Origin of the sequence: Streptomyces milbemycinicus (assembly GCF_002154605.1) — a bacterium.
Taxonomy (GTDB): domain Bacteria; phylum Actinomycetota; class Actinomycetes; order Streptomycetales; family Streptomycetaceae; genus Streptomyces; species Streptomyces milbemycinicus.
Genome location: NZ_MUNE01000505.1, coordinates 1 through 6,959, shown reverse-complemented (window position 1 = coordinate 6,959; position 6,959 = coordinate 1). Strand labels below are relative to the sequence as shown.

Here is a 6,959-nt window from a genome sequence, read left to right as displayed (position 1 = left end):
CCCGCCCGCGCGCCCGCCCATCCACTCACCCGCGCCCCCGCCCGCGCAACCGGTGGCCCGGCCTGACGTCCCGGGGACGCAGTACGTCAGCGCCTGGGCGGCCGGTTACGGCAGGAGCGCTGGCCGACCGGGCGCTGACGTACGGCGTCAACGGGACGTCAGGCCGGGCCACCGGAGGCGCGGGTGGGGGCGCGGGTGAGTGGATGGGCGGGCGCGCGGTCGGGGGCGTGAGCCGCAGGGGCGGGCGCTCGCCGCCGGCCCGGACGGCGACGGCGGCGCAGACCGCCGCGGCGAGCATGGTGCAGCCGCCCAGGCGCGGGGTGGAGATGGCCCTCACGCGACGTGCTCTCCTTCCGGTACGGGCAGCCGGGCGCGGCGCTTCGGCGGCGGCGGCGCTTCGGCCGCCCTTCAAAGCTCGCACATCCAACGAACCGTCACGGACTATGACACACCGCACTGTTTACCTATATGCGGAAAATCCTATTTGCTGCATTAGCCTCTGGCTCATGGACCCTCAGTCAGACGTGGCCGAGCGCACGCCGGCGCGTCCCCTCGCCGCGGACGACGCCACGGCGGGGCCCGTGTTCGTGGACCTCTCCGGGCGCCGCGCCCGCCTGTTGCGGCACGCGGGCATGGTCGCGGGGGCCGCGGTCATCGGATACACGGCCCTCCTGGGAACGGGCTTCTCGGGCGGCACCGCCGTCGCCCCCGACACCCTGGCTCCCGGCGCCGGCCCCGGCGCCGCCGTCGACTCGGCCGGCCGGGACGCGAAGGACACCCGGCGCGGCCACCCCTCGCCCCGTAAGCACTCGCCCGGTAAGCCCTCGACCCGTAAGCCTTCAGCCAAGGCCGGAGCCGACCGGTACGCCGACCGCCGGACGGAGGCCGGGGCGCGATGAGCGGCGGCAGGCAGCCAAGGCTGCCGCGCCCGCGCCGCCGCAGGCACCCGGCCGTGCCCCCGCCCCAGCCGCAGCCCCGCTCCCGACGGGTGTCCCGGGACACGGTGTCCCGGATGGCCGCCGCCGGGCGGCACGCCGTCCCCCGGCTGCGCATCATGCTCGGCGTGGCCACGCTGGTCGCGGTGGTCTGCGGGATGCTGCTGGACGGCTATCTGCATGCCGAGGTCGGCAACGACGCCCGGGTGCACCGCTCGTACCACGCCCACGACGTCCCCCACCGGGTCCGCACCGGCGGCCCGGTGCTCACCTTCGACGACCACGGCAGGCCCACCGGCCACCGCATCCCGGCCCGGACCATCGCGCTGACCTTCGACGACGGCCCGGACCCCCGCTGGACGCCGGAGGTCCTGAGGGTGCTGCGCCGACACGATGTGCCGGGCACCTTCTTCGTGCTCGGCCAGATGGTGGTCCGCAACCCCTCCCTGGTGCGCCGGATCCGGGCCGACGGCCATGAGATCGGCGTGCACACCTTCACCCACGCCGACCTCGCCTACCAGGACCGCGACCGGGTGGACCGCGAGCTGGCGCAGTCCCAGCTGGCCCTGGCCGGTGCGGCCGGTATCAGCAGCTCGCTCTTCCGCGCCCCGTACGCCTCCACCCTCGGCGCGCTCGACGACCGGACCTGGCCGGTCCAGCGGTATCTGGGCGACCGGGGCTACATCAGCGCGTTCATCGACGTCGACAGCCGGGACTGGCAGCGCCCGGCCGTCGAGCGGATCGTCCGCAACGCCACCCCGAAGGCCGGGAAGGGCGCCGCCGTGCTCTTCCACGACGCGGGCGGCGACCGCTCGCGGACCGTCCGTGCGCTGGGGACGTACATCGAGCGGATGAAGGCGAAGGGCTACACCTTCACCACAGTCACCGGGGCGCTCGGCGCCGAGGCCGCCGTCCATCCGGCCGACGGGGCGCGCGTCTGGCAGGGCCGGGCCCTGATCTGGGCGGCGGCGGTCACCCAGTTCGCCATGCCGGGGCTGGCCTGGCTGCTGGCCGTGGTGGGCCTGGCGGTGCTCGCCCGGCTGCTGATGATGGTGGTGCTGGCCTGGTGGCACCGGCGCGCCCGCGACCTGCGGCGCTTCACCTGGGGCCGGGCGGTGGACGAGCCGGTGAGCGTGATCGTGCCCGCGTACAACGAGAAGGAGTGCATCGCCAACACGGTGAACTCGCTGGCCGCCAGCACCCATCCGATCGAGATCCTGGTCGTGGACGACGGTTCGACCGACGGCACCGCCGATATCGTCCAGGCCCTCGGCCTGCCGAACGTACGGGTGCTGCGCCAGGAGAACGCGGGCAAGGCCGCGGCCCTCAACCGCGGTATCGCCGAGGCCCGCTTCGACCTGATCGTGATGATGGACGGCGACACCGTCTTCGAACCCGGCACCGTATGCGAGCTGGTCCGCCCCTTCGCCGACCCGGGCGTCGGCGCGGTCGCGGGCAACGCCAAGGTCGGCAACCGCGCCGGTCTGATCGGAGCCTGGCAGCACATCGAGTACGTGATGGGCTTCAACCTCGACCGGCGGATGTACGACCTGCTGCGCTGCATGCCCACCATCCCCGGCGCGATCGGCGCCTTCCGCCGCCGCGCGCTGCTGGACGTGGGCGGTATGAGCGCCGACACCCTGGCCGAGGACACCGACATCACGATCGCCCTGCACCGGGCCGGCTGGCGCGTCGTCTACCAGGACAGCGCCTGCGCCTGGACCGAGGCGCCCGGCACGCTGGGCCAGCTGTGGCGGCAGCGCTACCGCTGGAGCTACGGCACCATGCAGGCGCTGTGGAAGCACCGCCGCTCACTGGTCGACCACGGCCCCTCGGGGCGCTTCGGCCGGGTCGGGATGCCGCTGGTGGTCCTCTTCCAGGTGGTCGCGCCGCTGTGCGCGCCGCTGATCGATCTGTTCACGCTGTACGGAGCGGTCTTCATCGACCCCGGCAGGGCGCTGCTGGCGTGGTCGGCGCTGATGCTGGCGCAGCTGCTCGGCGCGGCGTACGCCTTCCGGCTGGACGGCGAGCGGTACGGCCCGCTGCTGGCGCTGCCGCTGCAGCAGATCGCCTACCGGCAGCTGATGTATCTGGTGCTGCTGCACTCGTGTGTCACCGCGGCGACCGGCGCCCTGCTGCCGTGGCAGAAGCTGCGCCGCACCGGTGAGGTGGACACCCCCCGTACGCCGGAGCCCAAGGCCGTACGGTGACCCGGCTCACCCGATCACCTGCCCTGGAGCGGGAACAGGCCGGGCGCGGCGGGCGCTGTGGTGAGTGGAGGTGGGCCCGTCATGTCCGACGAGAAGTTGTCCGGCGAGAAGTACCGCATCGAGCACGATTCCATGGGTGAGGTGCGGGTCCCGGAGCACGCCAAGTGGCGCGCCCAGACCCAGCGGGCGGTGGAGAACTTCCCCGTCAGCGGGCAGCGTCTGGAGCGTGCGCATATCGAGGCGCTGGCGCGGATCAAGGCCGCGGCCGCCACGGTCAACGCGTCGCTGGGCGTGGTCGACGCCGACGTCGCGGAGGCGATCGCGGACGCGGCGGCGCAGGTCGCCGAGGGCCGCTGGGACGAGCACTTCCCCGTCGACGTCTTCCAGACCGGCTCGGGCACCTCCTCCAACATGAACATGAACGAGGTGCTCGCCACCCTCGCGAGCGAGCGCCTGGGCCGCGACGTCCACCCCAACGACCACGTCAACGCCAGCCAGTCGTCGAATGACGTCTTCCCCTCCTCGATCCACATCGCGGCCACCGCGGCCGTCACCGCCGACCTGATCCCGGCGCTGGACCACCTCGCGGCGGCGCTGGAGCGCAAGGCGGCTCAGTTCGCGGATGTCGTCAAGGCGGGCCGTACGCATCTGATGGACGCGACGCCGGTGACGCTGGGCCAGGAGTTCGGCGGATACGCCGCCCAGGTCCGCTACGGGGTCGAGCGGCTGCGCGCCGCGCTGCCGCGGCTGGCGGAACTGCCGCTGGGCGGCACGGCCGTGGGCACCGGTATCAACACCCCGCCGGGCTTCTCCGCCGCCGTCATCGCCGAGCTGGCCCGCGCCACCGGGCTGCCGCTCACCGAGGCCCGTAACCACTTCGAGGCGCAGGGCGCGCGCGACGGTCTGGTGGAGACCTCCGGTCAGCTGCGTACCCTCGCGGTCTCCCTCACCAAGATCGCCAACGATCTGCGCTGGATGTCCTCCGGGCCGCGCACCGGGCTCGCCGAGATCGCCCTGCCCGATCTCCAGCCGGGCTCCTCGATCATGCCGGGGAAGGTCAACCCGGTGATCCCCGAGGCGGTGCTGATGGTCGCCGCCCAGGTCACCGGCAATGACGCGACCGTGGCCTGGGCCGGGGCGGCCGGGAACTTCGAGCTCAATGTGATGCTCCCGGTCATCGCCAAGAACCTGCTGGAGTCCGTCCGGCTGCTCGCCGCCGCCTCCCGGCTGCTGGCGGACCGTACGGTCGACGGGATCACCGCCAACGTGGAGCGCGCCCGCGAGTACGCGGAGTCCTCCCCCTCCGTCGTCACCCCCCTCAACCGCTACATCGGCTACGAGGAGGCCGCGAAGGTCGCCAAGAAGTCGCTGGCCGAGCGGAAGACCATCCGCGAGGTGGTCCTGGAGTCGGGGTATGTGGAGCGCGGGCTGCTGACCCTGGAGCAGCTGGACGAGGCGCTGGACGTGTTGCGGATGACCCACCCGTAACGCGGTGTTGCGGTACCGGTCACGGCGTGGTGCGGTCGGCCCACCTAAGATCTGCTCATGACAGCGGACATCGTGGAGACGACGGGGACGGCGGACACCGCTCGATGGGCGCCGGGAGACCACATCCTGTGGCGCTACCGCGCCAATGCCGCCGAGAGCATTCACATCTGTCGCCCCGTGACCGTCGTCCAGGACACCGCCGAACTGCTCGCCGTCTGGCTGGCGCCCGGCACCGCCTGCGTCAAACCGCAGCTCACCGACGGCACCTCGGTCCACCACGAGCCGCTGTCCACCCGCTACACCAAACCGCGCACCACCGCGCTCTCCACCTGGCTGGGCACCGGCGTCCTCAAGCTCGCCCGGCCCGGTGAGCCGTGGTCGGTGTGGCTGTTCTGGGAGCACGACTGGCGGTTCAAGAACTGGTACGTGAACCTGGAGGAGCCGCGGCTGCGCTGGAGCGGCGGCATCGACTCGGAGGACCACTTCCTGGACATCGCGGTCTACCCGGACCGCAGCTGGGAATGGAAGGACGAGGACGAGTTCGCGCAGGCCCAGCGCGTCGGCCTGATGACCCCCGAGCAGGCCGAGCGCGCACGGGCCGCGGGCCGGGCCGCCGTCGGTCTCATCGAATCCTGGGGAGCGCCGTTCCGGGAGGGCTGGGAGGACTGGCGTCCGGACCCGGCGTGGACCGTCCCCGCGCTGCCGGCCGACTGGCACCGTACCGGCCGGTATCGCACGTCGGCGCACTCGAGGTCCTGAACCTCTTGCTGCGCCCCTGTGTTTCAAACGTAGGATCGTCGTCCGGAAGACTGCACTCGTGAAAACTCGTGGAAACCAGACAGCGGCGCAACTCACGAATGAGGCGTGACATCTGACGCGGTCACAGGAGGGGGCGGAGGCGTGAGCGGTGAGGGAGGCCGGCACGTCCACGGCGCGGCGGGAGACGGGGGGCCGGTGACGGTGACGGAAAGCCCAGAAGGCGCAGAAGGCCCACAAGGCACAGGCGGCACTGACCGGGCGGACGGCGACGGCGACGAGTACGCCGACGACTACGAGGGGTTCGAGGACTTCGACCGCCTGGCGCTGGACCGCAGCGGACAGGCGGAGGCCTTCGACGCGATCGGCGACCGCTACGACGAGGCGTTCCCGCACAAGGACGGCCAGCTCGCGGCCGGCCGATGGCTGGCCGACGCCCTCGCGCCCGGCTCCCGGGTGCTCGACGTCGGCTGCGGCACGGGCCTGCCCACGGGCCGTCAGCTCGTCGACGCCGGACACGAACTGGTCGGCATCGACATCTCCCCGGGCATGCTCAAACTGGCCCGGAGCAACGTCCCGACCGCCACCTTCCAGCAGGTGGACATCGTCGACCTGCGCTCCGGCGGCCGCTACGGGCCGGGCGGATCACGGGAACTGGGCGAGTTCGACGCCGTCGTCGCCTTCTTCTCGCTGCTGATGCTGCCCCGCCCGGAGATCCCGTACGCGCTGCGGGCGCTGCGCGGGCTGCTGAGACCCGGGGGCCTGCTGGCCCTGGCCATGGTCGAGGCGGACGTGGACGACTTCGCGATCCCGTTCCTGGGCAACTCGGTGCGGGTATCCGGTTACCTGCGGGAAGAACTGCGGCGGGTCGTACGGGACGCGGGCTTCGAGATCACCGGGGAGGACTCGCACTCGTACGCCCCGGCCAGCATCGACGTACCACCCGAGATCCAGCTCTATCTGCACTGCCGACGACGTGTCTGACACTCGGTGCGCCCGGAGGAACAGGGCGCATGGCCCCGGACGGATGGAAACCCACGCGTGACGGAGCACCCCACCTCCCACAATGAGCGGCAGGCCACCAGCCCAGCCGCCGCCTCGGGCGCGTCCGCGCCCGAGGACGCGCACGGCGCGGTCCCGGACCCGCGGACCGCCGTGCGACGGGCCGCCGCCCCCGGCCAGGAGCCGGACGGCGGGCGGCCACGCCCTGCATTTCCCGCGGCCGGACCGGCGAGCGGCCCTGCCTCCGGCCAGGGCCCGGCCGCTGACCCGGGCCCCGGGGCCGCCGAGCCGGGCGCTGTCCGCCCGCGCGGCCAGGCCACGCCCGAGGAGCAGCCGGCCACGGGCCGGCGGCGGAGCCGCGGCCAGGGGGCCGCACAGCGCGGCTCGGGCGCGGCGGGCGGACAGCGCGGCGGCACCGCCGGGCAGCGCGGTGACGGAACGGCCGGGCAGCGCGGTGGCGGTACCGGCGGGCAGGGCAGTGGCGGTACGGCAGGCCGGCGCGGCGGATCCACGGCGGGCGGGCAGCGCGGTGGCGGTACGGCGGGGCGGCCGTCCCCTACACACATCT

Annotated in this window: 5 protein-coding genes and 1 pseudogene; all 6 read left to right on the top strand. The window is 73.2% G+C overall.

Going from position 1 to position 6,959, the window contains the following annotated elements:
* Positions 1–506 precede the first annotated feature (506 nt).
* Entirely contained in the window at positions 507–899 is a 393-nt protein-coding gene (locus tag CCN51_RS35785; protein ID WP_043486897.1) for a hypothetical protein, read from the top strand.
* A gap of 113 nt (positions 900–1,012) precedes the next feature.
* Positions 1,013–3,145, top strand: a complete 2,133-nt coding sequence (locus CCN51_RS35780; RefSeq protein WP_014176761.1) for a bifunctional polysaccharide deacetylase/glycosyltransferase family 2 protein — start codon at positions 1,013–1,015, stop codon at positions 3,143–3,145.
* Between the two features lie 81 nt (positions 3,146–3,226).
* The gene (locus CCN51_RS35775; RefSeq protein WP_014176762.1) at positions 3,227–4,633 is read left to right on the top strand and encodes a class II fumarate hydratase; all 1,407 of its coding nucleotides are present in this window, start codon (positions 3,227–3,229) and stop codon (positions 4,631–4,633) included.
* A 57-nt stretch (positions 4,634–4,690) separates the two neighbouring features.
* Positions 4,691–5,392 (top strand): cytidylyl-2-hydroxypropylphosphonate hydrolase, encoded by a 702-nt coding sequence (gene fomD / locus CCN51_RS35770; RefSeq protein ID WP_014176763.1) that lies wholly within the window; start codon positions 4,691–4,693, stop codon positions 5,390–5,392.
* Positions 5,393–5,710: 318 nt separating this feature from the next.
* Positions 5,711–6,373, top strand: coding sequence for a class I SAM-dependent DNA methyltransferase (locus CCN51_RS35765; protein WP_055414198.1), 663 nt, complete (start codon positions 5,711–5,713; stop codon positions 6,371–6,373).
* A gap of 57 nt (positions 6,374–6,430) precedes the next feature.
* Positions 6,431–6,959 (top strand): annotated as a pseudogene (locus CCN51_RS54555) (SpoIIE family protein phosphatase); the annotation flags it as partial.

Excerpts from the sequence above, each read along its gene's own strand:
- CCN51_RS35775 (WP_014176762.1), top strand. The coding sequence starts at position 3,227 with ATGTCCGACGAGAAGTTGTCCGGCGAGAAGTACCGCATCGAGCACGAT.
- CCN51_RS35785 (WP_043486897.1), top strand. The coding sequence starts at position 507 with ATGGACCCTCAGTCAGACGTGGCCGAGCGCACGCCGGCGCGTCCCCTC.
- CCN51_RS35780 (WP_014176761.1), top strand. The coding sequence starts at position 1,013 with ATGGCCGCCGCCGGGCGGCACGCCGTCCCCCGGCTGCGCATCATGCTC.
- fomD (WP_014176763.1), top strand. The coding sequence starts at position 4,691 with ATGACAGCGGACATCGTGGAGACGACGGGGACGGCGGACACCGCTCGA.